20 protein-coding genes are annotated in these 24721 nt (G+C 48.3%); 15 read left to right on the forward strand and 5 right to left on the reverse strand.

Features of this window, described 5'->3' with window-relative positions:
* The first annotated feature begins 313 nt into the window (after nt 1–313).
* Genes BLQ82_RS25280 through BLQ82_RS25285 form a run of 3 tightly spaced genes read left to right on the forward strand, consistent with a single transcriptional unit; the run spans nt 314 to nt 3146 of the window.
* Nucleotides 314–1693, forward strand: a complete 1380-nt coding sequence (locus tag BLQ82_RS25280) for a limonene hydroxylase (protein ID WP_244280996.1) — start codon at nt 314–316, stop codon at nt 1691–1693.
* On the forward strand, nt 1684–1878 hold the full coding sequence (locus tag BLQ82_RS32845; protein ID WP_244280998.1) for a hypothetical protein: 195 nt from the start codon (nt 1684–1686) through the stop codon (nt 1876–1878). The genes BLQ82_RS25280 and BLQ82_RS32845 overlap by 10 nt, the downstream gene beginning before the upstream one ends.
* 41 nt (nt 1879–1919) lie before the next feature.
* Complete coding sequence (locus BLQ82_RS25285) at nt 1920–3146, forward strand: RtcB family protein (RefSeq protein WP_062524208.1); 1227 nt, start codon at nt 1920–1922, stop codon at nt 3144–3146.
* Nucleotides 3147–3233: 87 nt separating this feature from the next.
* Here the strand turns inward: BLQ82_RS25285 and BLQ82_RS25290 are convergent, their stop codons facing one another.
* Genes BLQ82_RS25290 through BLQ82_RS25310 form a run of 5 tightly spaced genes read right to left on the reverse strand, consistent with a single transcriptional unit; the run spans nt 3234 to nt 7438 of the window.
* On the reverse strand, nt 3234–4583 hold the full coding sequence (locus tag BLQ82_RS25290; protein WP_062524209.1) for a sensor histidine kinase: 1350 nt from the start codon (nt 4581–4583) through the stop codon (nt 3234–3236).
* A complete protein-coding gene (locus BLQ82_RS25295; RefSeq protein WP_062524210.1) occupies nt 4559–5230 on the reverse strand; it encodes a response regulator transcription factor in 672 nt (223 codons plus the stop codon). Before BLQ82_RS25295 ends, BLQ82_RS25290 begins: the two co-directional genes overlap by 25 nt.
* A 17-nt stretch (nt 5231–5247) precedes the next feature.
* Entirely contained in the window at nt 5248–5979 is a 732-nt protein-coding gene (locus BLQ82_RS25300; protein ID WP_062524211.1) for a lantibiotic immunity ABC transporter MutG family permease subunit, read from the reverse strand.
* Nucleotides 5976–6737 carry a lantibiotic immunity ABC transporter MutE/EpiE family permease subunit gene (locus BLQ82_RS25305; protein ID WP_062524212.1) on the reverse strand — a complete coding sequence of 254 codons (762 nt, stop codon included), beginning with the start codon at nt 6735–6737 and terminating at the stop codon, nt 5976–5978. The genes BLQ82_RS25300 and BLQ82_RS25305 overlap by 4 nt, the downstream gene beginning before the upstream one ends.
* Nucleotides 6737–7438, reverse strand: coding sequence for a lantibiotic protection ABC transporter ATP-binding protein (locus tag BLQ82_RS25310; RefSeq protein ID WP_062524459.1), 702 nt, complete (start codon nt 7436–7438; stop codon nt 6737–6739). The genes BLQ82_RS25305 and BLQ82_RS25310 overlap by 1 nt, the downstream gene beginning before the upstream one ends.
* Before the next feature lie 836 nt (nt 7439–8274).
* On the opposite strand from BLQ82_RS25310, the gene BLQ82_RS25315 reads away from it, so the two are divergent.
* From BLQ82_RS25315 to BLQ82_RS25370, 12 genes are all read left to right on the forward strand, one after another.
* Nucleotides 8275–12297 carry an S-layer homology domain-containing protein gene (locus BLQ82_RS25315; RefSeq protein ID WP_062524213.1) on the forward strand — a complete coding sequence of 1341 codons (4023 nt, stop codon included), beginning with the start codon at nt 8275–8277 and terminating at the stop codon, nt 12295–12297.
* A 368-nt stretch (nt 12298–12665) separates the two neighbouring features.
* Nucleotides 12666–13655, forward strand: coding sequence for a tRNA dihydrouridine synthase (locus BLQ82_RS25320; protein WP_062524214.1), 990 nt, complete (start codon nt 12666–12668; stop codon nt 13653–13655).
* 133 nt (nt 13656–13788) lie between these two features.
* Nucleotides 13789–14355 (forward strand): SF0329 family protein, encoded by a 567-nt coding sequence (locus tag BLQ82_RS25325; RefSeq protein WP_062524461.1) that lies wholly within the window; start codon nt 13789–13791, stop codon nt 14353–14355.
* 137 nt (nt 14356–14492) lie between these two features.
* Nucleotides 14493–15503 (forward strand): carbohydrate-binding protein, encoded by a 1011-nt coding sequence (locus tag BLQ82_RS25330; RefSeq protein ID WP_244280999.1) that lies wholly within the window; start codon nt 14493–14495, stop codon nt 15501–15503.
* 180 nt (nt 15504–15683) lie between these two features.
* Entirely contained in the window at nt 15684–17531 is a 1848-nt protein-coding gene (locus BLQ82_RS25335; protein ID WP_062524217.1) for a cache domain-containing sensor histidine kinase, read from the forward strand.
* The gene (locus BLQ82_RS25340; protein WP_062524219.1) at nt 17528–18385 is read left to right on the forward strand and encodes a response regulator transcription factor; all 858 of its coding nucleotides are present in this window, start codon (nt 17528–17530) and stop codon (nt 18383–18385) included. The genes BLQ82_RS25335 and BLQ82_RS25340 overlap by 4 nt, the downstream gene beginning before the upstream one ends.
* A gap of 236 nt (nt 18386–18621) precedes the next feature.
* Nucleotides 18622–19917: an ABC transporter substrate-binding protein gene (locus tag BLQ82_RS25345; protein ID WP_062524221.1), complete on the forward strand. Its 1296-nt coding sequence runs from the start codon at nt 18622–18624 to the stop codon at nt 19915–19917.
* A gap of 117 nt (nt 19918–20034) precedes the next feature.
* On the forward strand, nt 20035–20919 hold the full coding sequence (locus BLQ82_RS25350) for a carbohydrate ABC transporter permease (RefSeq protein WP_062524223.1): 885 nt from the start codon (nt 20035–20037) through the stop codon (nt 20917–20919).
* Nucleotides 20920–20931: 12 nt separating this feature from the next.
* Nucleotides 20932–21759: a carbohydrate ABC transporter permease gene (locus BLQ82_RS25355; RefSeq protein ID WP_062524225.1), complete on the forward strand. Its 828-nt coding sequence runs from the start codon at nt 20932–20934 to the stop codon at nt 21757–21759.
* A 31-nt stretch (nt 21760–21790) separates the two neighbouring features.
* A complete protein-coding gene (locus tag BLQ82_RS25360) occupies nt 21791–23401 on the forward strand; it encodes a bifunctional metallophosphatase/5'-nucleotidase (protein WP_062524228.1) in 1611 nt (536 codons plus the stop codon).
* 189 nt (nt 23402–23590) lie between these two features.
* On the forward strand, nt 23591–24208 hold the full coding sequence (locus BLQ82_RS25365; RefSeq protein WP_062524230.1) for a type 1 glutamine amidotransferase family protein: 618 nt from the start codon (nt 23591–23593) through the stop codon (nt 24206–24208).
* Between the two features lie 182 nt (nt 24209–24390).
* Entirely contained in the window at nt 24391–24699 is a 309-nt protein-coding gene (locus BLQ82_RS25370; protein WP_062524232.1) for a hypothetical protein, read from the forward strand.
* Nucleotides 24700–24721: the final 22 nt, after the last annotated feature.

Here is a 24721-nt window from a genome sequence, read left to right on the forward strand (position 1 = left end):
AGCGATCTTTGCATTCAAATACATACGCGCTGACTTCCCAGGCAAAATGTTGTGGGTGATGAAATTATAAAAAATCCCTTCACTTTGAACATAGAGCCAATTATTTGATAATCCAATAGTTATTAAGTTACCAGAAAAGAGAATTGGATGAAATGAGAAAACTTTATCCCAGTCGTAATACATTCGCCATGTTCGTTGCTACCAAAATAAGCGAATATAGATACAGAAGCTGATGCGATAAAGCGGCGGCTTAAAAGATCATCGATTTGTTCAGAACGGTGTGAAGGAAGTATGGAAAGAGGTGATGTGAACGGTGATTATTTTGTTTGATAGAGCTAAACGGCCACTTTGGGAGGGGAAGACCTCCATTTATTCCTATATTCAGGGACAAGGGGAATCTGTGGACGGATCGCTGCCGGATGACGAAGAATTTTGGTCCGGAAGTAAAATCAAATGGGTAGCGGGCGGTTTGGATGGAGCATTTGGACATCATGGCGGACCTGCTAAGATGACGGATGAGGCACGAGAGCTGGTTCACCTGCTGGCGAAGCAATCCAGAAAGCCTAAGAATTCAACAAGAAAGGCCCTATATGCTAAGCTTGTGAAGACAGATATAGGCGGCATGATTGATGCCGTTCTAGATGAAGTACGCAAGCAGCCCGGAATACAGCCGGGTTCCGTATTCCTTGAGGCGAAATGGTTGGCGGAACATGCGGCTCACCGGAATGTCGTCAAATTCGGAATTGCAATGCTGGGCCTTTTTCAGAATGAGCAAGAAAAGGACCTGCTTTTAACGCTGGGGGGACACGAGGAATTTACGCTATATGCCGCAGTTGCTATTCATAATGGAATGGAAGATAGCAACCAAGTTCTATTTGAATTGGCTCAACGTGTTCATGGCTGGGGGAAAATACATATCGTCGAGAGACTTGAGCCGGCTAGTCAGGAGATAAAAGATTGGCTGTTGCGGCAAGGATGCCACAACAGCGTCATGAACGAATATTTAGCCTGTATTTGTGCAAGAAATGGTGGCTTGCGGGAGGCGCTTTCGGCTGAGCGGGTAGATAGTTCATTATTTGATGGGGCAACCGATATCATTGAAGCGTTATTGAATGGCGGGCCGGCTGAGGACATTGATGATTATGAGCATGCTCCGCAGGTGTTGTCTGATTACGTGAGGCTAAACCGGGAGTTGGGGTCAACCGCAAAGCATCTGTCAGCTATATTTAGCATTCACGACTTCCTGGCTCAGGATGAGGAGAAGTGGGCTGTCCGGATGTCGGCGGGCTGGAGTGAGCAGTTAAGAACCGATATCAGTGATGCTTGCCAATCGATTATTGCCGACACCAAGTGGATGAGCATCGTTATGGATGCTGTTAGCAGCGGTGATTCACCGGACCGTTACTATGGCGTAGCTTGTGCGGAGCAGCTTGGCATTGATATTTGGGACACTCTTTACGATCAGCTTGCAGAAAACCCGCTACAGGATTTTTATTACTTTCAGCTCATGAAATCGAATGATCCAGAACGAATTCATAGGTTTGTTCAATTCGCCATCGAACAGCTTCCTTGCAGCAAATCGCCACTGGCCCCGGGAATGAGATGGGATTTGGCGAAGAATATGCAGCACATAGGAAATTGGGCGCTATCTTGCAGAGCTTGGACCGGTTCGAGGGGATTGGTATGGAATTGATCCTCACTGGCCTGAACAGTCCAGTAATCTCAAATCGGAATATGGCGATCAAGGCATTGGAGGGCTGGAACGTTGCTTCTTGGGGGGAGCGGCTGGCTTACGCGGTCACTCATTTATTAGAAGTCGAGCCTGAAGACTCGGTAAAAGAACGGCTTCTCAAACTCCGTGAGGCAAAAGGTTTGTAAGTATTGAAAAAACATTCATTATGTAGGAGTTGAATGGTTGTATGGCTTATAAAAATATAGACGGCGTGCGGGTCTGGGGTAATCCCGACAGCGGAGCGCTGGCTCAAGCAAAAACGTGCGCGGAAACAGGAAATGTCGTTCAAACTCTGCTTATGGCAGATCATCATAAAGGCTACAGTCAGCCGATCGGCGGGGTGGTTGTATACGATGGGCAAATCTCCCCGTCAGGCGTTGGTTATGATATTGCGTGCGGAAATAAAGCGGTGCGAACCAGCTTGTCTGTTGAAGATATACAGCCCGGCTTGGCGGGGATTATGGACGAGATCGCTCGCAGAATCTCCTTCGGAGTAGGCCGTGTCAATAATGAAAAGGTCGGCCATGATCTTTTCGACGATCCGGATTGGGCCGTTTTCATGGCGGTAGGCAAACAGGAGCACGACAAGCTGAAGGCATTGGCACAGAGTCAGCTAGGTACGGTCGGCAGCGGAAACCACTTCGTAGACTTGTTTGAAGAGGCCGGAACAGGCCGTGTGTGGATCGCTAATCATTTCGGGAGCAGAGGGTTCGGGCATAAAACGGCGAGCGGTTTTATTAATCTGGCTGCTGGCAGAGACTTTCTCGCCAGCGCCCCCGGTGAAAAGATGGACCAGCCGCCCATACTGCTTGATCTGAGTAGTGAGCTTGGCGATATGTATTACAGAGCAATGAAGCTGGCCGGACGCTACGCCTATGCAGGCAGGGATTATGTGATCCGGCAAGTATTAGCCATGCTGGGAACGGAAGCGGACCTCGAAGTTCATAACCATCATAACTATGCTTGGAAAGAAACACACAACGGAAAAGAAGTCGTCGTCGTCCGCAAAGGGGCGACCCCGTCCGCGCCCGGCCAGGTTGGTTTTATCGGCGGCAGCATGGGGGATATATCCGTAGTCGTAAAAGGAAAGGATAGTCTAGAGAGCAAAGATTCTTACTATAGCACCGTTCATGGAGCGGGACGGATCATGAGCCGGACTGAGGCGGCAGGCAAAATGAATTGGAAAACCCGCACCCGCAGCGGCGGTCAAATTTCGACAGAGCAAATGCTGGAGGCAGTTCGGGATTTCGGTGTTGAACTGCGCGGTGCAGGCACGGACGAAAGTCCTTTTGTTTACCGGAAGCTTCAAGAAGTATTAGATGCGCATGCTGAAACAATCGAGGTCATGCATGTTCTGAAACCGATTGGTGTTTGTATGGCTGGAGCGGATGAGTTTGATCCGTATAAGGATTAGGCAATTCCAAAAGCACATCAAAGATCGGCAATCGGTCTCTGGATTCCAATTTTCACATGCTGACTTTAAATCTAGCTTCTCATATTTTCAAGTGTTCCGAATAGTCCCTGGGAACTTGATTGTAACCACCCCACCAGAAGCGCAGTTGCGCAGTTCTAGTTGTCCTGCGTGCGTTTTTGCTACTTGTGCTGCAAACCAAAGGCCAAGGCCACTGTGTCCATCGGCGCCACGCGCTGCATCACCGCGCCATAGGCGCTCTGTTGCATGGTGTAACGCCGCCTTGCTAAAGCCGGGGCCTTCATCACACACAGTGACTTGCCAGCCGCCATCTACCATGCTGCCTTCCAAATACACGTTTCCACCCGCCGGTGTATGCTCGATGGCATTCTGCACCACATTACCGAGAGCGCGAAGTAAATGGTCTTTCTGAATGCCCGCAGCACCCTCCAGGCCGTTTTGGGTTTGCAGGCAAACCCTCTTGGCTTCTGCAATGGCCATTGTGCTCTGGCAAAGCTCGTCAAACATGGCGGGCAGGCTGGTGTTTTCAAATGCCTCATCTGCACCGGCGGAGGTTTCCAGCAGGCTGGTAACATACTGCTTGGCCCGGTCGTTGCTTGCCACAATGGTTTCCACCATTTTGCGGCTGCTCTCAGGCAGTTCTTCATCCAGCAGAAGTTCGGCATTGCCTCCCACCAGGGTGAGCGGGGTTTTTAAATCATGCGCGAGTGCGGCTATTTCCGCCTCGCGTTCTTGCTGTGCCGCCCATTGGGAGGACAGGGAGCTGTACAATGCCTCCCGCATATGTTCCATAGCACCGAGCGCCTGGTCATACTCCCGTATACCTGCGTGGGGAATGGCAAAATCCAGATCCTGCGCGCCTACCTTCCCGCTCACCTCGCTGAACAGCTTCAGCTTGGCGGCGAGGCGCCGACGGAGCCACAGGGTGTTAAACAGCAGACAAAGCACCAACGCTACACCAAGGGTGGCCAGCCCCAGGTATTCAGCGGGGGGCAGCATGCCGCGCAGCACAGGGTTGACAAACTCTGCCCTGTAATGCCAGCGAAGGATTACGGTGCTTCCATCCGCGTAGGTGTGCCGCGAAACATCTAAGTTGTGGGCGTCCTCCTGTAAAAAACCGGCCAGGACTTCCAGCTTCTTTCCCTCTACGTTGCTGTCCAACACTTCGCCGTTCCGGCCAAACAAAGCATACTCGGCCAGGAAATCGTCACCAGGAGAAACAAAAGTTTTTGGCTCTCCGGCCAGCATTTGCTCCACCTGTTGGCTGGAGACCGCTCCCTGGTATGTAACGCCGGTGTTTTGAAGCCGCACCATGACGGCATACCATGCCAGGCAGCATAAGAGCATACAGCCAAGCATAACTATGGCAAAGCGCAAAAGCACAAAGGTAAGGCTTACAGAACGATGTCTTTTCGCCATTTGTAGCCCACCCCCCAAACGGTTTCTATGGGGCTGAGGCCGTCAGCTTTCAGCTTGGCGCGGATATTTTTGATGTGCTCCGCAATGGCCGACGAATCGCCCTCGGCATCAAGGCCGAAAACCGCTTCGTATAATTGTTCTTTGGTAAACACCTGTCCAGCGTGCAGGGCCAGGTGCTCACAGATGGCGTATTCGCCCTTGGTAAAGGGCAGTGTGTGTTCGCCCGCGATGGCCATTTTTGCCTGTATATCAAAGCGCACACCGCCCCGGCTCAGGGCGCGGGTCTGGCGCACCCTGAGCCGCAGATGGGCGTTTACCCGTGCGCGCAGCTCCGCAATACTGAATGGCTTTTTTATGTAATCATCGGCGCCCAGGCCAAAGCCCTGTACAAGGGCCGCATCTTCCGCCTTGGCGGTTAGGAACAGGATGGGGCAATCCACCTCGGCACGGATACGGCTGCAAAGGGAAAAGCCACCCTCGCCGGGCATCATCACATCGAGCAGCAGAAGATCGTACAGCTGGCACCGGGCGGGCTGCACGGCAGCGGTATCCGCTTCGGTGTCTACCTGGTGGCCGTCCTTTTCCAGAGCGGCGCGCACCAGGGCCAGCATATCAAGGTCATCATCGACCACCAACAGTTTCGGCATAGTTTGTCCTCCTTGTTTTATTCTTGTATGACTGTACCCTCCCATCTACTAAACCATAGTAGTGACAAAACCAGAACAATCGAAGTAATCATAATCAGAGAAATAATTCCAGGAAAAACAGGTGTACTTGAAAAGCCAAAATCATTTTCCAAAAACCGAACACCCCATTCCCAAGGGATTATCGGCCAAATTGTATCACCCATCGCATTTTCAAAGTAACCTGCCAAAATTGTACCAGAGATCCCTAACAAAACAGAAATACTTGAACCAAACCGAAAAGCAATCGGAACGTGTAATAAATATAAAAATAAATTGCTAAACAAAAATATATAAAATAGGTCAAGATATGAACCAAAGTGTGTTATGCGGATATCCAGAAAAAAATGGACTCCAATATAGAAACAAAGTCCATATATTATCATACTTATGGCTGAAAGAAACAGTAGAAAGAACAATTTCCCCAGGTATACGCTTCTTCGGGACTCTACTAAACCTAGAGCATTTTGAATATTGTTTATATTCCTATCTAAGTGAATTAAAATCGGCACAACGATACTGACAAAAATCGGATAACCTATTTGTAATATAACGAAAAACAACCTTACATCAGGAATAATATGGTATCCGGCATAAGCGTAATAAACTAAAAATAAGGTTGTAACCACGATAGGCAGTAACAAATGCAATAAAATAATTGGAGTTCGTTTGATTTTGGTAAAGTTGGACAAGAACTCTCTTATAATCGTCATTTGCGATACACCTGCTTTCCGTACCAGCGCGAAAACAATGCGGAAAGAACCAGCATAGCAAGCAAGGATATCAATACCAGCAATGAACTTTCTCCTACATTTAAAATGTATCTTGAATCTGCTTCGACTAATAATCCGTTTGGCAAAACTCCAAATATTGTAACCATAAACCTCGCAGGCCAGCTATATGGGAAGAACCAAAACAAAGGCGTCAAGGAAAAAAATAAACCACCTGACGCACTGGCGAACAAATTTATGATCACAGAACCAACAAATCCGGCTTTTTGATCCAAAAATAAACAGAAAGGGATCTGCCATAATAAAGAGAGCCACAATAAGCAGTATCCTAAAAGATAATATCCGCTATGACCCATTGCATCTGAGACACCTGACAATATGCATTCAGAGATAACAGTGATAAATGCGAGCAATAATGATATTATCAAAAGATTAAGCGCAATCAATATTGTTTTGGAAATAAATGTCTTCTTCAAGTCGATGGGCAAACTATAAAGAGTTCGGTATTTGTGTTTCTGATCCTTATTATTCACTAGATGACATAAAAACATAATGGACAAAGACGCAATAGGCATACACCAATTGCAAACTATAGAGCTTGAAAAACCACCTAAACCAATACCAATAAATATAAATACCATAGATATTAAAATTAAAGCTACTGGAATAAATATAATGAGTTTTCTAAATAGGGAGCGTTTAAATTTCAAGTTTTCTGCTTTTAAATAGGTTCGTAACATCAGGATTCGCGCTCCTTTCTGACGATATCCATAAACAGTTGTTCCAGATTTTCATTTGCATCAATTTTATCTTGATACAGGAGCGATCCATTGTATAGGATCCCTATGTCATCGGCAACTTGTTGTACTTCGCTTAAAATATGACTTGATATAATTACAGAAATCCCAGACTCCGCAAATGTCCGAATCATTTCCCTTAATTCTTCAATACCAAAAGGGTCTAATCCGTTTGTAGGTTCATCTAAGACTAATAATTTGGGGTTATTTAGCAGCGCTAATGCTATACCCAATCTCTGTTTCATTCCTAACGAAAAATCAGATGTCTTTTTATTTTTAGTATCCATTAAGTCCATTTTTTGTAAAACTTCATTACATTTATTTGTTGAAATCCCCATAAGAGCCGCCCGCACTTTTAAATTTTCAAATGCCGTTAAATTCTCATACAATGGAGGTGATTCGATTAAGGAACCAATATTCAATAAATCTTTTCGGGTCCAAGGGCGATTGTTGAATAATATTTCACCTGAAGTCGGTCTGATAATTCCTGTAATCATCTTCAATAATGTTGATTTGCCAGCACCATTAGGTCCTAATAAACCGTAGACAGAATTTTTTCTTACAGACATAGATAAATCTTTTATTGCATATGTCTTTTTGAATTTTTTAGAAACATTATTGGTTTCTATTATGTACTCATACATCTTAAATTCCTCCATTTTACATTCCAGTTTGTACACTTTTGATTCGTTCCTGCTATCGTAACAGCCATTTTTAAGGATTTTATAAGGAAGCGGGTGATTACTCAAAAATTCATCCGGCCCCCTCTTTTTTGAATTTTTTGGGATATGTATGCCTCTCCCGGGGGTATGATATACTTTACTTTAACAAGCTGTAAATGAAGAAGAAGTAAGGGCATAAACAACTTAGTTTTACTACTTCGGGATAAAGATTTGTCCTGGTATTCATAGAGAGGTTTTGGATATGACAGAGAATTTTTGGCGTTGTCCTAAATGAAAAGAAGACACCAGGAAACCTGGTGTCTTCTTTTTTTTATGCTGATGCAGGATCAGATGTGAAGATGTATTTTCGTAATATATTAAAATCATTCGTGCATTACCCATATTTAGACTTTCCCTTCCTGTTGTTATTATGAAAGCTATTACAGCAAGGAATTGGCGTTTAAACGCTGCTCAGGAAAGCGCATACAGTTAACATCTGGAAGGGAAGGGCATCGTTTTGTTACTGCGCAAGACATTTGGCGGATCAGTGTGGTCAGTAGAAGCAGGGCTGCATTCATATGTCAGGGCTGTAGATAATCGAGGCCTTCTATCCGTCCGCTTTTGTGAATGCGTTTTCAATCTATTGTCTGCTATTTAAGTTCAGAGGGAGGTGTTGTATTGATCGTCAATCCAGACATGACATAAACCCAGGAGTAAATATTAAAAAATAGGATATCTGCAACCGAAACAACCTATTAATTGCGATGACTCTAAAACAAGACTTTAGAGATTTCCTTAAGAAAAGGAGTCAAACTAAGATGAACAGTAGAAAATGTGTAATCAACATCTCCCGTCTCCTCGTCTTCATCATGTTGTTCTCCATCTTCACGTATACTCCCGTCCCGGCTGCTGCGGCTGGAGAGGAACCGTCAATTGAACTGAACGACCTCATTGCTCAAGCCGAAGCTTTAAAAACCGGCAATCCGGAATTCCCGCTCCAAGTCAGTCAGTCTGTGTATGGAGCTGTCTATGGTTCTGATGTGAACCAGGCTTTTCCCTGGGTGCATGTTGACGAACTCCAAGCTCTTAATGATGCGCTTGAGTTCGCGCGTAATGTGAACACTCCCACCGACGAAGCTATTGCAAGTCTTAAAGAAGCCATAATGAATTTCACTAAAAATATCAAATCAGACGGCTCCGATCCCTATTTCCGTCTTGATCCGGGTCCGGGTAAGGTTCCTGTAAAAGTTACTGCGCCCACTAATACCTGGACGGCAAGAACTCCGCTGGACAACCGTGTCCCCGCCGACTTTGCCGGTGGCACATTCAAGACGATCCCGTATCCTTTTGCAGATGCCCAAGGTAAAGCGGAAGTGCTTCAGATTAATTACGCCCATAACGGAAAAAGCACGTTCGGCGGCATAAGTCTCGAATCCCCGTTGTCCCCGTCCGTAAATGTCACTGATAGTTCAACGATTGAATTCGATGTCTACTATCCTAAGAGCGCGCAGGGCAAATACATGAGGTGGAGAGTCAGAAATACCAACACCAACCTTGATAGCTACCTCAGGGATTACCAGTACAACAACCTAAATCCCGACTGGGTTGGCAGTTACAACGGTGAATCCTGGTTGAAGGCGCATCACAGTATTACCGCCTCAACAGGCGTTTCCTCGAGCTTTATTCTTGAGCTTCATGGCGAGAATGCCCGTCCTGAAGAAACTGGTATGCTGCTTGTCGCCAACATCCAGATTACCGCACCTGATCCTAATGGTGTTGCACTTCCGAGCGTAGTCAACAAGGAACAGCAGAGTGCCGTAGCGCCTCTAAAGAGTGTTTACAATAAGGAAAATGGTCTGTTTATGGTTGGTGCGATCGGCACCGGACCCGTAACCGGAACCAGAGCCAATCACTATGAAATCTTCGTCGACGGCAACAATCTGAAGGCCGATGGAACGCATCCCCGTGGCCCGGAATGGCTGAAAAGCGTTAACGGCGAGGCCCTGAACGGCGCAACCACTGCCCCTGGCTTAGCGGAATACAGTTTCCCGACTAACGCTTATCAGGCGATCAGGGATTCGGGAACTCCCGGACAGTACAAGTCTCACGGCCATGTTCTGGCATGGTACAACCAGGCGCCTGGCTGGATGACTCAGATTATTCCTGCGAACCTTGCCTCCGGGTATAATGGCGGGGCCGATTTCTACGGACTTGGCAACGGCGTTACCACTACGGTTAAGGTAGACAAAGAGATGGCAAGAAGAGTGCAGTTTAACCACACCATGTATGTGATGCGGCACTTCCTGACCACAGATACGAAGTACGGCTCAAGCGAATCCCGTGGCGTCATTCCTTTCAATTCCTGGGATGTACTCAACGAAGAGGTACACGAAAGCCGCCACAGCGAACTCATCCCGGGGGATGCGAACAGCTGGAGAACGAGCCTGAAACACACCAACTGGCTTGCTGCAATGTCAGATGGTCAGATTGGCGGCGACATCACAGATCATTACGTTTACTTGCTTTTCAAAAACGCGCACATCGCGGCCCCCAACGCCAAGATGGCAGAAGCTTACAAAGCCAATTACGCTAACCTTCCAGAGTACATGAAGCTTGATGGACACGACAATGAAGGCAGCATTGACGCTTACATCGTTGATAATCCTCCGAAGCTGACCTATAACGATTACGGACTAGCGACCCGCAGCAAAGCGAGGACTGTATACAACATGGTTCTCGAATTAAATACTGCATGGCGCTCCGATCCGCTGTATGACGGAAGACCTCTTATCGAGGACATCGGTATCCAGGGACACGACGCGGTGGGTAAGACCCTTGCAAGCGATAACCAATATGCGATGGCCCTCTATGCCTCTCTCGTTGACCGGGGCCTGCTATCTGGTATTACCTATTCAGAGCTTGACCTTAAGGTGCCGACCGATGCTCCCGGAGGCGGTGCGACTGCTCCCGCAGTACTCAATGTCAGACAGTCGGACGCCCTTGGTTATCAGTACGCGCTGCTCTACAAAATGTTCAACAAGTTCGCCCCGTATATCGATCACATTATCAGCTGGGGTGTATCCGGTTCCGGATGGCAGGGGAGCTATGTCCTGTTTGACGGGCAGAGCAATGCAAATGCCGGCTACTATGGCGCCATGAAGCCGGACAGATTTATTCTTGGACATTCGTATCTGGATGATTACTTTGCAGGCGAATATCAGACCATCGGGAATAATGCCATCGACCTTGGCGATCTTGGAGTCTATACACCAAATAGTGTGAATGCCGACCTCAGCAGCCTGACACTGAGTGCGGGAACACTCCAGCCGGCGTTCAACGCAGCCACCACAGAGTATGATGTGTCCCTGAAGGATGCTGACAGTATTACCGTGACAGCGGCAGCGGCAGACAGCAGGTCAACCATTAAAGTGAACGATACGGTGGTTGCCAGCGGTACCGCTTCTGAAGCTATAGCGCTGACACCTGGTACAAAAACGGATATAAAGGTTGAGGTCACAGGTGCAGACGGCAGGGTCAAGACGTATACCCTAAAAGTAACCAATAGCAAGACGGAGACTCCGTCCACTCCGGAACCTGGAACACCATCTGCAACGCCTGATCCTGGGACATCTTCAACGCCTGCACCTGCAACGTATTCAACGTCTGCACCTGCAGCATCTGCAACACCTGCAGCACCAGTTGTACAGGGCCAGAAAGTAACCATGCAGGCGACTGTGAATAATGGAACTGCATTTGTTAAGGTACTTGATCTGGCAAAAGCAAAGGAATTCATGGAGAAAAATGTTACCCTGGACATACCAGCGGCACAAGGAGTGAATTCATACTCGGTAGGCTTGCCTGCTGCAGCACTGACAAGCGGAACAAAGGATGACAAACTCACAATTTCCACAGAATTCGGTCAGGTAGTAATATCCGGTAACATGTTGACAGGCACAACTGAAAGCAGCGGCAAGGAAGTAGCACTGGAGATTGGAAAAGGCGACAAGGCCAAGCTTCCGGCGGAAGTGAAAACGGCTCTCGGCAATAGGCCGGTCATTCAGCTTAGCCTTAAGGTGGACGGCAAAGAAACGGCCTGGAGCAATCCCGATGCACCTGTAACGGTATCCGTGCCTTACAAGCCGTCTGCGGATGAATTGAAGAATCCCGAAATGATTGTTGTCTGGTACATTGACGGAAGCGGGGATGTTCTAATAGTACCGAGCGGACGCTATGCTCCCAAGACCGGTATGGTAACATTCACAACAACTCATTTCAGCAGCTACGCAGTAGCTTACGCATCCAGGACATTTACAGATCTCGGAACGGCTGTATGGGCCAAGAACGCGGTCGAAGTACTTGCGTCAAAGGATATTCTCAAGACAGAAGGTCATGTATTCAATCCGTCAACCGGTATCACAAGGGCAGATTTCCTGTACTCCCTTGTCAGGGCACTTGGCTTGAATGCAAGAGTAAATGGAAATTTCAGCGATGTACAGAAGAGTACTTATTACTATAATGAAATTGCAATTGCTAAAGCACTTGGTATTACGAATGGCATAGACAACGACAGATTCGGCAGCGCCTATAAGATCACAAGACAGGACATGATGGTGTTGACCGAAAGAGCCTTGAAACTTGAGAAGAAGTTGAGTAACCAGGCTGAGGCTGCAGATCTGGAGAGATTCACCGACAAGTCCGAAGTTGCTTCCTATGCGGTGAACAGCGTAGCTGCGATGGTTAAGGAAGGGTTGATCGAAGGCAGCGGGAACAAAGTCAACCCGACCGGAAACACAACCAAAGCAGAAGCTGCGGTGTTCCTCTACAGACTGTATAATAAGTAAGAAATTCGCATAAGGATGATGGAAGCCGTGACAGCTATTGCTGGCGCGGTTTCTTCTATGTGCGGCGAAAATAGGTTTAGGCATCCCCGTTAATTGTTATGATGTTATAATGTATTCTTCTGGTCGCCGAATGAATCGCTTCTTTAACTTACGAGCCTAAACTTTTTTACCCTTGGTTTCGCTCGAAGTGGGGAGATCTGGAAAAATAAGAAGGTGCGGGGATCGAGTTGGGGAAATTAACGGATCTCTCGGGGGTATGATATACTGTTAAAACATGCTATAAGTGAAGAAGAAGTAAGGGCATAAACAACTTAGTTTTACTACTTCGGGATAAAGATTTGTCCTGTATTCATAGAGAGGTTTTGGATATGACAGAGAATTTTTGGCGTGATTTACCACGGCCTTTTTTTATACTGGCGCCCATGGAAGATGTGACGGATGTTGTTTTTCGCCATGTCGTAGGTGAAGCAGCCAGACCGGATGTGTTTTTTACGGAGTTTGCGAATACGGAGAGTTATTGTCACCCGGAGGGTAACCATGCGGTGCGCGGGCGTTTGACGTTTACAGAGGATGAACAGCCCATTGTAGCTCATATCTGGGGAGATAAGCCGGAATTCTTCCGTCAAATGAGCATCGGGATGGCGCAAGAAGGCTTGAAAGGCATCGATATTAATATGGGTTGTCCTGTAGCGAATGTAGCAGAGAATGGGAAGGGAAGCGGCCTGATCTGCCGTCCCGAACTCGCAGCGGATATCATCCAGGCCGCCAAAGCCGGGGGACTGCCCGTCAGCGTAAAAACAAGGCTCGGTTTCAGCAGCTTAGACGAATGGCGCGGCTGGTTAACCCATATTTTGCAGCAAGACATTGTGAATCTGTCCATCCATCTGCGTACAAGAGAGGAAATGAGCAAAGTAGCTGCCCACTGGGAACTGATTCCGGAGATTAAGAAGCTTCGTGATGAGGTGGCGCCCGATACCCTGCTGACCATTAACGGGGATATCCCTGACCGTCAGACCGGCCTGAGGCTCGCTGAAGAGTACGGTGTGGATGGGATTATGATCGGGCGCGGTATTTTTCATAATCCATTTGCTTTTGAAAAGGAGCCGAGGGAGCACAGTAGTACGGAATTGCTTGATCTGTTGCAGCTGCATCTGGATCTCTATGATCAATACTCAGTACAGGCACCACGTTCGTTCAGCCCCCTTCAACGATTCTTCAAAATATATGTCCGTGGATTCCGCGGGGCAAGTGAATTAAGAAATAGCTTAATGAACACCAAGTCCACAAATGAAGTGCGTGCGCTGTTGGGTGAATTTGAAAGCAAAGAGCAGGATGGGGCGGAGGAACGTGGGGATTAAGTTTGCCAAGATTGTAGAAATCTATGTGGAAAGTAGAAAAAGACGTCAAGAAAATGAGGATTGGATGAATGGAGAGGGGGACCAACCCGGAGCCAATAAGCCTTTCCTCTTTTTTTATATGGAGGGGGATTACATGTCCTGGAGCAAATTGAAGCAACAACTGGAGGGCTTTCTCAGTCCTGCGTTAAACGGAAGGGTAGAATACCGCGCCCCAGGTTACCGTTACCTGCCTGATAAATCAGGGATTTGTTATATTTCGGTAGATAAAAAGAACGTACTCAACATGAGTGATAAAACGAACCCTATCAGATGGTATCAAACCGAGCTGGAAATTAAGAATGACCCGGATATCCAAATTCCTATCACCAGTGACGACATTGAAGCAGTCAGACAAGCTACCAAGGGGCCAGTGCCGGAGGATCGTCTAATCGTAATGGCCAGAAGCAGAAAAAGCACAGAACATGCCAAAGAGCTAATGTCAGCACAGGCTGCATTAACTAAATCGAATTTTATTGTGGTGGCTAATAAGTTTCTAACTACTCCTATAGAGGACAGCTTAGAGAGCAAGGATATGGTATTGAATATTCTAGCCCTGCTGGACAGGAGAGTTGGCAAAAAGCGGATTTTAAGCATGTCCGAGATGATGCAGTTAAAGCATCCGGTTGTGCAGTATTTTTATGAATTGCGGCGGGGTAAATAAAAATGCTAAAGATACATTAATCATGGAATTAATTATAAAAACGGTAATAAAATATAGTACCCTGTGGATCCTCCAAGTGGATGCTTATCCTCCTGTGGGCGGGATACAGGTCAATATATTATAAGGAGGCTTGGCTATTGAATAAAAAAGTCCCTGCCAGAGCGTTATCCGTATTGATAGTTTTAGCAGTATTCCTCTCCGTATTCTTCACCGCCTTACCGCCTGCAAGCGCGGCCGCCAGGGGAGCATGGGCTCCAAATACTGCATATGCAGTAAATGATACAGTAACCTATAGCGGAGGTACTTACACCTGTCTTCAGGCACATACTTCCCTTGTAGGCTGGGAGCCATCTAATGTTCCTGCTCTATGGAAGAGCGGAGGAACAACAACACCGACACCCACAACACCCCCATCAACAAACGGAGTTACCTTCTATGCAGATATCAACTATGGCGGCAAGGCCGTAACCCTTGGCGTAGGCAATTATGTATTGTCTCAGCTGAATGCTTCAGGAATTCCGAATGACTGGATGTCCTCGCTCAAGGTTCCTAACGGCTGGACGGTTGAAGTCTATGAGAATGATAATTTTGGAGGAGCCAAATGGACCTATACTGCCAGTTCATCCTGGGTCGGCGACAGTGTCAATGACATGATGAGTTCGGTTAAGATCTATACGGGTTCAACGCCTCCTTCTGTAAGCAAGCCTTCCGAAGTCCCAAGCCAAATCTGGACCTATGTAGTGAATGCAGACAATGCCTTCGGGAAAGGCGGGGATTATGCTCTATTGCTGAGTGCCGTGATCAAGAAGGAAAGCAGCTTCGGAGCAGGTCTGCCGGGTAGCCCATCAGCCGGCGACGGATTAATGCAGGTCGAACCTAACACACGCAATGCCTATTTATCTCAATTCAGCGCCAAATTTGGCCGCGCCTATAATCACAGCAGTGAACAGGATCAGGTATACCTGGGCGCATTGATCCTGAATGAGAAGATTGTTAGATTCGGAAATATATACAACGGCCTGCTGCACTATAACGGAGGGGACAACTGGTATCCAGGCGCTACCGATTCCTATGGCCGTCCTATTCTGGCAGATCAATACGCCAATGCCGTTTATGCTACATATAAGGGGTATGGCGGGAAGAATTAAAAGATGGCAACAAGACGCTCGGGAATCCCCGCAGCGTCTTTATTATATGTTCAGCTGTCAGTGAAGCTATTTTAAAAATAAACCCGCAGTCTTCCGATAGAGTTGAATGGTTGTGTATAATAGTGAGGGATAACAAGCGGCAGATGATACTGAACGATTCAACATACATCGGAGGGGAATATGAAGAAGCTACTGTCTCACCAATCCCTCTTGAAGAAATTCCGGGCGGTTAAATCTTTGGCGTTCAGACAGAATATGCCGCTTCGGAGGAAGATTCTAATCAGTAACATCCTTATTGTTCTACTGGCTCTGGTGATATTCGTTCTAAGTATTCATAGAATTGTCTTTAATCAGACGCTGCGCAGAACTTCAGCCAGCTCGCAGCAGGAAGTGAACCTGGTAAGCCAGTCTATGGAGACCGTGTTCCAATCGGTTCAGAACTTCTCGAAATTTGCTTTGATTAACCAGGATACACAGAATGTGCTTAGCCGGGATACCGGAGCAGACGGGGATGTCTCCGCGCTAAAATCCATACATAACACGCTGGCTGCAATGCTGGAGACAGAGCCTAATATCGACTCGGTCATTATCGAATCGATCGGGGGTGATCTCTACTATACCTCCAACCTGACCGGTGTGACTTCGCAGAGTCTCGCCATCTATCCCAAAGATAAGATTGATGCGGCAAAAGGCGGTGCGGTCTGGGTAGATACGCTGAAGCCTTCATTTCTGTCGGGGATGACTGAGAGGAATATGATTAGTGTGTGCAGAGTTATTATGAGCATGGAGAAGGGGACGCCGATCGGTTATATTTATGTCAATATTGACGAACGGACGCTCGCCCGGCTGTACCATAATGAACAGGATAATCAGAATCCTACCCTGGTCATCAACCAGGAGGGAGTGGTGATCTCCGCGTATGAAGCTGCACTCGTCAGCCGCACCGTTGAGGATCACTCGCTTGCCCGGTGGGTGAAGTCGGCATCTGGAGGAAGCACGACCGAGCGGGTGGGAGACAAGCGCTATCTGGTATCCTTACAAAGACTTGATCCCTATGGCTGGAAGGTAATCCACCTTGTTCCCACTTCGGAATTGACCAACGGATATTGGAAGATCGCCTTATCCATAGCCGTTTTCGGGCTGATCAGCATGCTGTCCGCATTGGTCCTGTCGGTTGTATTCGCGCGCCGGCTGACCAGGCCCCTTAGCGAGCTAAGTGAGGTTATTGTTGAGGTGGGGGCCGGGAATTTCGAGAGACGCGCAACTGCCGGCAGCCAGGATGAAATAGGCAGGCTGGGTGCGACATTTAATGAAATGGTAGAGCATATTCAGGACTTGATGCTAACCATTGAAACGGAAGAGAAGACCAAGCGGCTGTTGGAGCTGAGGCTGCTGTATTCGCAGATCAAACCGCATTTTCTATATAATACGCTGGACACGATTCGTGCGATGGCTGTGATGACGAATGCTAAGGAGATTAGCAGTATCTTGAAGGCGCTTGGGGAGTTCTACCGGATTTCACTTAGCAACGGACAGGAATTGATTGCGGCTGCACAGGAGAAGAAGCATCTGGAGAGCTATCTGTACATTCAGCAGATCCGCTTCAAAAAGCTGAATTACCGGATTTCGTTTGAACCGGGAATCGAGTCCTGCCAAGTACCCACGATGCTGCTCCAGCCTCTGGTCGAGAATGCGATTCACCATGGAATCAGAGGGATGCCGGACGGAGGTTTATGTGAGATTACCGGCTCTATCGAAAGGTCGGGAGAGGAGCGTATTCTGTGCTTTACAGTCCGTGACAACGGCAAAGGCATGAGTGAAGAGGAACAGCGGCAGATCTGGTTAAGTTCCAGTGAAGAAGAGGAGTACAGCTTCGGACTTAAGAATATCCAGGACCGGATTCAGCTGAGATTCGGCGAAGCTTATGGTATCGTCCTGTCATCTGAACCGGGACATGGAGTAGAAGTGAAGGTACGGTTGCCGCTGATTATGCAAGCGGACGAGCAGGGGGAGGGGATCGCTGAATGAGAACTACAGCGCCGGCAGCACGCGTCCTGATCGTAGATGACGAATATTATTTCAGGCAGCTGCTGATCCATTTGATAGACTGGACTTCTGCCGGTTTCGAAGTGGCTGCAGAGGCGGAAGACGGTTCGGAAGCCTTGAGGATCATGGAGGAACAGCCGATTGATCTGATTATTACAGATATTGAAATGCCGAATATGAACGGGCTCGATTTTGTGAAGGCCGTCCGAGCCTTAGACTCAGCGGCTAAGCTGATTTTCATCACAAGCTATGATAACTTCACGTATGCCCAGCAGGCGATCTCGCTCGGAGCGGATCATTATTTGCTGAAGCCCGTTGATGAGGAGGCGGTTGAACAGGCGCTGAATACCATCCGTGCGCAGTTGCAGGAGAAATGGGAAGAGGAACGTTACATTAACCGGTTGAAAATAGAGGCGGGTTACGGGGGGCAGCAGCCGGCCGCGGACCAGACTTCTGAGGATGGAGGACGCCAGGGCAGCGGGAAACGGCTGATCCACAAAGCAGCTGCGTATGTGACTGCACATTATGCCGAGGATACCTTATCGCTTCAGAGCACAGCGAGTGCCCTCTTCGTGAATCCGAGCTACTTAAGTCATGTCTTCAAGAAGGAGACTAACGAGTCTTTCGTGGAGTATGTGACGAATATCCGCCTGGGCAAAGCCATGGAGCTGTTGCGCCAGGGGGCGGCCACCGAGGATGCTTCGGTTCCCAAGGTAGCAACGATCGCCCATCAGGTCGGCTACAGAGATCCGTTCTACTTCAGCAAATGCTTTAAGAAGAAGTACGGAATTACCCCGAATAAAGTATACGGAGGAACCTATTCCGGGAAATATTGAGCCGTTGCCAGCAGGAGTCCGGTTATTCAGCCGGGCTTTTTTGTTGATGCAAACCGGTTATTGTGTAAACCTGATGTTATTCATAAGGAGAAACGTAAAGTGGATGTAAAGTAACATGACATACCTAAAAATTTTACTGCCAGAGCCAATATATCTCCATTCGAACCTGGCTTCTTACTTGTTAAGATTGTACCTGTGGTTCGTATCCGTAAATTGTGAAAGGTGGTCCAAATCAGATGTTTGGTAAAAAGTTTGGGGTTGTTGCAGCATCCGCCGCGCTCGTCAGTGTAGTGCTTACTTCGTGCGGAGGTGCGGAAGCAAACAATGGGGGAACCCAGGGTCAGGAAGCGGCGGCAGCAGATGGTAAGAAATCTGTCACGCTGTGGATTTTCGATGCAGATCCGATGTACCAGTCAGCAGCTGAGGCTACCGCAGCGGAAGTAGGCGTTGAACTGAAGTATGAATACATTCAAGATGAGACCTACAAAACCAAACTGAGTGTGGCACTTGCCGCCAATGAGCTTCCGGACGTATTCCAGCAGCATGCCGGCAAGTCCTACCGTACCCCTGTTCTGCAGTCGAAGACAGTGGCTCCGCTTAACGACACCCTGGATTCCACGGGCCTTGGCGCACAATTCCTGGACAACCAGCTGGTGACTGAAGAGGATGGCAACATCTATTCGGTTCCTTCTAACATCAGTACAACCCTTGTTCTTTACTATAATAAAAAACTGATAAGCGAACTTGGCGCTGCTGCTCCAGCAACATGGGAGGATCTTCAGGCGCTGATCAAAACTGCAAACGATAAAGGCATGATTCCCATTGCACTGGGCGGAAAAGAAAGATGGCAAGCGGATCTGCTCTACGATATGCTCGTAGCCCGTGAGGATGTGAATGCCTTCGATAAGGCGATTAACGGACAGGCGAAGTTCACAGATCCACCATTCGTTGAGGCGGCGAATAAGGTGGTCACCCTGGTGAATTCAAATGCCTTCCAGAAAGGCTTCCTCGGCTCCGCTTACCTGGATGCACAAGAGCTGTTCAAGAATGATAAGGCTGTGATGTGGATCGACGGAAGCTTTAACTTCTCCTCCCTGTCTACGGCAATGGGTGACAATCTGGGCTATATTGCGTTCCCTAAAACGGGGGCAGAGGATGTCCTCAGTGCAACCATCGGCTTCCAGAACGCCCAGGCGCCATACTCATTGTTCGTGAACAACAGCTCCGCAAATGTGGATAAAGCGAAGGAATTTGCCATCCGTTTATCTTTGAAGCTTAATGATGAATTTGTCAGAAAAGGTCTCCCTGGGTACGCCAAGAGCGAGGTGAAGTCCGAATCACAGAATAAGGAGCTCTCAGCGTATGCGGCGGATATAAATAAGACCAGCAAAACGCAGGCGATGTGGTTCGGTCTGTTGTCAGCAGATGTAGGCCAGGAATACCGTGATCTGACACAAGCATTATATGGCGGGCAGCTTACAGCCGATGAGTTCACCGCTCAGCTGGAGACGTTGCTGCGTACAGCCGAGTAAGAAGGATTCCTTACACAGTTCCCCTCAAGGCGGCAGCGTTTAATACAATATTCCAGGAAAGTCGATGCAGTCACTGGGGCCGCATCGGCTTTCTGTAATTTGACAGGTGGGTAAGTGATGGAAAAAGCGCTCTCTAATAAAAAAATAATCGCTTTGTTTTTATTGCCCGGATTAACTGTTTTTCTGATTTTTTATTTTGTGCCTATTGTGATGACCGCCTACTACAGTCTCCAGGATTGGGATGGCATTAACCCGATGGCCTTCATTGGACTGGACAACTACACCAAGATGTTTACGATGGATAAAAGCTTCTGGCAGGCGGTATGGAATAGCCTTGCTTTCCTGCTGGTAGGCGTGTTTATCCAGCTGCCGGTCTCGTTTGCATTGGCGCTGCTGGTCTCCCGGAAGATGAAGGGACGTAAATGGTTCCGCAATATTTATTTTTTTCCGGTAGTGATGTCAACGACAATGGTCAGCCTGCTGTGGGTCAAAATCTATGATCCGAACATCGGCATGCTGAACACATTGATGGATACCCTTGGACTGGGTGCCTGGACTGGGGCCTGGCTTGGAGATACGAAGACGGCACTGTTGTCCGTCCTGATCGTGACTACCTGGCATTATGTCGGTTACAATATGCTGATCCTGTTCGCCGGGATACAAGGGATACCGGAGCAGTATTATGAAGCGGCGAAGCTGGACGGAGCGACAGGCTGGAAAGCTGTGCGTCATATTACCTTTCCGCTATTGTCCGATGTGCTGCGGATCTGTATCGTCCTGAATGTGATCTATGCCCTGAAGACGTTCGAAAGTGTGTACGTAATGACTAACGGGGGACCCCTGAATTCAACAACAGTGATTGCGCTGAAAATGTTCCAGGAAGCCTTCCTGAAGCAGAATTTCGGTTATGGCAGTGCGCTTGCGGTATTTATGGTGCTGGAATGCCTCATTATTTCCTGGGTGCTTAATAAAATATTGACCCAAGAGAAAATTGAATATTAAGGAGGACCGGTCATGCTCAGAAAAACGAAGAATTCAAGCATCTATATCCTGATGATCATTATCGCCGTCCTCCAGCTGTTTCCGCTCTACTGGCTTGTGATCAGTGCATTTAAGGATAATTCAGAGATTATTGGCGGGACAGTCTGGGCGCTCCCTGCAGAGTGGCGCTTAAGCAATTTTACAGAGGCGTGGGTCAGTGCCAAAGTGAATCAATTCTTTGGCAACAGTGTGATTGTCACGCTGGTTACACTCTTGTTTGTGCTGCTGTTTGCTTCGATGATGGCCTATGCGTTAACACGGATGAAATTCAAATATAACAGTCTCATATTGTTCATTCTCCTGATGGGTGTGATGGTTCCAATTCATGCTACGCTAATTCCGCTCTTCATGATACTCAAGAATCTGGGGATTCTTAGCTCAAGATTGTCCATTATTCTGCCGTACATTGCGGTGAATCTGCCTATTGGCGTATACATGCTGTCGGCTTTTCTGCGGACCATGCCGAAGGAGCTGGAAGAAGCCGCATTTATGGACGGGTGCGGGGTGGTGAAGTCCTTCTTCAAGGTAGTGCTGCCGCTGCTCAAGCCGCCGCTTGCTTCGGTAGCGATCTTCGTGTTCCTGGCGGTGTGGAATGAGCTCCTGATGGCGTCCACCTTTATTCAAAAGCAAGAGCTGAGGACGCTGCCGCTGGGCCTGATGAATTTCAGCGGTCAATACAGCATCAGCTGGGGGCCGCTCGCAGCAGCTATGGTCATATCGACATTGCCCATTTTGCTGGCTTATGTGCTGTTCAGTGACCAGATGGAGAAAAGTTTTACCGCAGGGGCGATTCTGAAGTAATTAGGGCGGAAGAGGGAAGAAGGATGAAGGGATGACTATACAGGCTGGTTCCAGCAAACTATTGAATATCGTAATGATCGCCACCTCGGATCTTCACGGAAATCTGTGGGGCTACCGGTATGAAGACGGCCACGAGACAACGAATGACGGGATGGCCAGAGTCGCCGCCTATGTCAGGGAAGTCAGGGACAGTGGAGCAGAAGTCATCCTCATGGATAACGGTGACGTGTTCCAGGGGAATATGCTGACTGATGATATCTACAATAAGCGGCCGGATAGCATACATCCGGTCTCGGCGGCGCTGAATGCAATGGGTTATGCGGCCATGACCCTCGGCAACCATGAATTTAATTTCGGGCTTGGCCTGATCGAGAAGTTCAGGCAGGAGCTGGAGTTCCCTGTGCTCGCTGCGAATGCCGCGTATCACAGCGGAGAACGGTTCGCAGAGCCGTATACGCTAATTGAGATCCAAGGCGTCAGGATCGCAGTGATCGGACTGACTAATCCTAATATTCCGCGCTGGGACGCCGGGAAGGTGGATGCGCTGCACTTTGGCCCCATGGCTGAAACGGCGCAGCAGATTACTGCCTCCCTGAGGGCTGAAGGCAAGGCCGACATTATTGTCATCAGCGCTCATGCGGGAATGGTAGCCGAGTTCGATGAAGAAGGCGGCTCGGATTCTGCTGAGCGCATTACGAAGCTTGTTCCTGAGGCAGATGTGCTGCTCGTCGGGCATATGCATATTACCGTTAAGGAACGGATCGGGGATACCGTTATAGGAGGGCCGCGCGACCGGGGACGGGAGGTGGTCCGCTTCGACCTGACCGTTCAGCTGGATGGTGCAAGGCCCCGGGTGGTGAACAAGGAAGTCTCGATTGTGGATATGGCCGGCTGGGAGCCTGACCCGGAATTCCGGAAGCTGGTTGCGGAAGCGCATGAAGAGACGATGACCTTCAGCGGCCAGGGAGGCGGAGACTCATCTTCAGAAGCAGCCGGCAGCATCTTGGGTTATGCGGCCGCCGACTTCCAGCCGCAGGCGGAGACGGGCGGAATACCGGCGGGAAGATTGCGGGATACAGCGGTCATTACGCTGATTCAGAAGGCGATGCTGCAGGCCAGCGGGGCGGATGTTGCCGCCACAAGCCTATTCGCAGATACGGCGGATTTGAAGCAGGGGCCGTTAACTTACGCTGATGTGTACCGCATCTATCCATTCGACAATGTGCTGTACGTTGTGACTGTAACCGGCCAAGAGCTTAGAGCCTATATGGAAGTCTCGGCAACGCATTTCAACCAGTGGCAGCCGGGCGATCGTGAGATCACTGCCAATCCTGAGGTGCCCAGTTACCTCTATGATATGTTCGCCGGGATCGATTACCAGATCGATCTGTCGCAGCCAGCCGGTCACCGGATCATCAATGTGCTGTACCAAGGCCAACCGCTTGCCGATACGCAGCAGCTGCAGCTTGCCGTCAACAATTACCGCTACAGCAGCTTGTTGAAGGCGTCCAAATTGGTCAGCAGGTCCAAACATTGGGAGTCGTCCTGCAGCGTCCGGGATATGCTGGTCAGCTACATCAAGGAACAGGGGACGTTATCGCCGAAAGTCGATAATAATTGGTCGATTGTCGGGATCGGGTAGCTGTGCTGTTCGTCTGCTTCCCCCGGATCATAGAACCACAGAGCTTGAAGGATAAGCTTGCTGCTGTTACACCAAGACTTAATGGAATATGTTCAGCTTTAATAGCTTCACTGACAGCTGCTGTCAGTGAAGCTATTTTATAATATAGAAATTATAGGGTGCACATGAATCCCTGAGGAGGACTTACAAATGAATAATACGGTATATCTATATGTATTCGACACCATGGCCGACTGGGAAATAGGGTACTTAACGGCAGAACTGAACTCGGGAAGGTACTATAAGAAGGGGCTGGCCCCGTCTAAAATAGTTACTGTAGCCAATGAGAAGACTCTTGTCACTACAATGGGCGGACTGACAATAATGCCAGACATCACACTGAAGGAGTGCAGCATTGCAAGCGCAGATGCGTTGATTCTACCCGGTGGAAATACATGGACTGAAGCCATCCATGAGCCTATCCTCCAACTCGCTGAGAGATGTATACAGGAAGATATATTAGTGGCAGCGATTTGTGGGGCTACAATGGCGCTTGCGCAGGCAGGGTTGCTGAATTCACGCCCGCATACAAGCAATGATCTGGAGTATCTCAAAATGATCTGTCCTGTGTACACCGGTGAAGAGTTTTACCAAATGCAGTCTGTTGTAACGGATGGAAAACTGATTACTGCATCCGGCATAGCCCCGCTGGAATTCACTGTACATGTCTTGAAAGCTCTGGATGTAATGACTCCAGAAAAATTGAAGGCCTGGTATAGTCTCTACAAGACCCAGGAATCGAAGTATTTCTATGAGTTGATGAACTAAGAGAAGTTAAGGAAGACCGCCCTCTCTTCACGGAGAGGGTATTTCTGTTGGTCTGGCCAGGTATGGCAGTACATATTTTAGGGGCGCCTATAAGTGGATGTTCTAAGATAGGAAGAGGATTCCAACATATGGTAGGATGTAATTGAAGCCTAATTGAAGGTAAGGCTAAGGGGGGAAGGCTAATGGAGGGAATACACGCTCATCATTGTAATCTGAATATATGGGCTCATCTACCTGATGAAGTATGGAATAAAGTTGCTAATATATATGAGCTTATGCCTGGTTGGATAGGGTACATAGATGGGATTCCACACTGGTTTGGGCAGGAAGAGGATGATGTTTATATGCAGGCATCCGTTGAGCCAAGCGGATTATCATTTTATGCACAGATGAATCAGAACGATTGGGATTCTTGGATAGAACGGTTTAAATCAGAAGCGACAAAGGTATTGGGGTTTGAGGTGGGGGAACCTGAGGATGGGTTTGTCTAGTATAAAATTTCAGGAGGAATAC

It is taken from the genome of Paenibacillus jilunlii (assembly GCF_900102965.1).
GTDB lineage: Bacteria > Bacillota > Bacilli > Paenibacillales > Paenibacillaceae > Paenibacillus_AQ > Paenibacillus_AQ jilunlii.

Excerpts from the sequence above, each read along its gene's own strand:
- BLQ82_RS25320 (WP_062524214.1), top strand. The coding sequence starts at position 12,666 with ATGACAGAGAATTTTTGGCGTGATTTACCACGGCCTTTTTTTATACTG.
- BLQ82_RS25340 (WP_062524219.1), top strand. The coding sequence starts at position 17,528 with ATGAGAACTACAGCGCCGGCAGCACGCGTCCTGATCGTAGATGACGAA.
- BLQ82_RS25295 (WP_062524210.1), bottom strand. The coding sequence starts at position 5,230 with ATGCCGAAACTGTTGGTGGTCGATGATGACCTTGATATGCTGGCCCTG.
- BLQ82_RS25310 (WP_062524459.1), bottom strand. The coding sequence starts at position 7,438 with ATGTATGAGTACATAATAGAAACCAATAATGTTTCTAAAAAATTCAAA.
- BLQ82_RS25285 (WP_062524208.1), top strand. The coding sequence starts at position 1,920 with ATGGCTTATAAAAATATAGACGGCGTGCGGGTCTGGGGTAATCCCGAC.
- BLQ82_RS25370 (WP_062524232.1), top strand. The coding sequence starts at position 24,391 with ATGGAGGGAATACACGCTCATCATTGTAATCTGAATATATGGGCTCAT.
- BLQ82_RS25315 (WP_062524213.1), top strand. The coding sequence starts at position 8,275 with ATGAACAGTAGAAAATGTGTAATCAACATCTCCCGTCTCCTCGTCTTC.
- BLQ82_RS25300 (WP_062524211.1), bottom strand. The coding sequence starts at position 5,979 with ATGACGATTATAAGAGAGTTCTTGTCCAACTTTACCAAAATCAAACGA.
- BLQ82_RS25355 (WP_062524225.1), top strand. The coding sequence starts at position 20,932 with ATGCTCAGAAAAACGAAGAATTCAAGCATCTATATCCTGATGATCATT.
- BLQ82_RS25365 (WP_062524230.1), top strand. The coding sequence starts at position 23,591 with ATGAATAATACGGTATATCTATATGTATTCGACACCATGGCCGACTGG.
- BLQ82_RS25350 (WP_062524223.1), top strand. The coding sequence starts at position 20,035 with ATGGAAAAAGCGCTCTCTAATAAAAAAATAATCGCTTTGTTTTTATTG.
- BLQ82_RS25335 (WP_062524217.1), top strand. The coding sequence starts at position 15,684 with ATGAAGAAGCTACTGTCTCACCAATCCCTCTTGAAGAAATTCCGGGCG.
- BLQ82_RS25345 (WP_062524221.1), top strand. The coding sequence starts at position 18,622 with ATGTTTGGTAAAAAGTTTGGGGTTGTTGCAGCATCCGCCGCGCTCGTC.
- BLQ82_RS32845 (WP_244280998.1), top strand. The coding sequence starts at position 1,684 with ATGGAATTGATCCTCACTGGCCTGAACAGTCCAGTAATCTCAAATCGG.
- BLQ82_RS25290 (WP_062524209.1), bottom strand. The coding sequence starts at position 4,583 with ATGGCGAAAAGACATCGTTCTGTAAGCCTTACCTTTGTGCTTTTGCGC.
- BLQ82_RS25360 (WP_062524228.1), top strand. The coding sequence starts at position 21,791 with ATGACTATACAGGCTGGTTCCAGCAAACTATTGAATATCGTAATGATC.
- BLQ82_RS25305 (WP_062524212.1), bottom strand. The coding sequence starts at position 6,737 with ATGTTACGAACCTATTTAAAAGCAGAAAACTTGAAATTTAAACGCTCC.
- BLQ82_RS25325 (WP_062524461.1), top strand. The coding sequence starts at position 13,789 with ATGTCCTGGAGCAAATTGAAGCAACAACTGGAGGGCTTTCTCAGTCCT.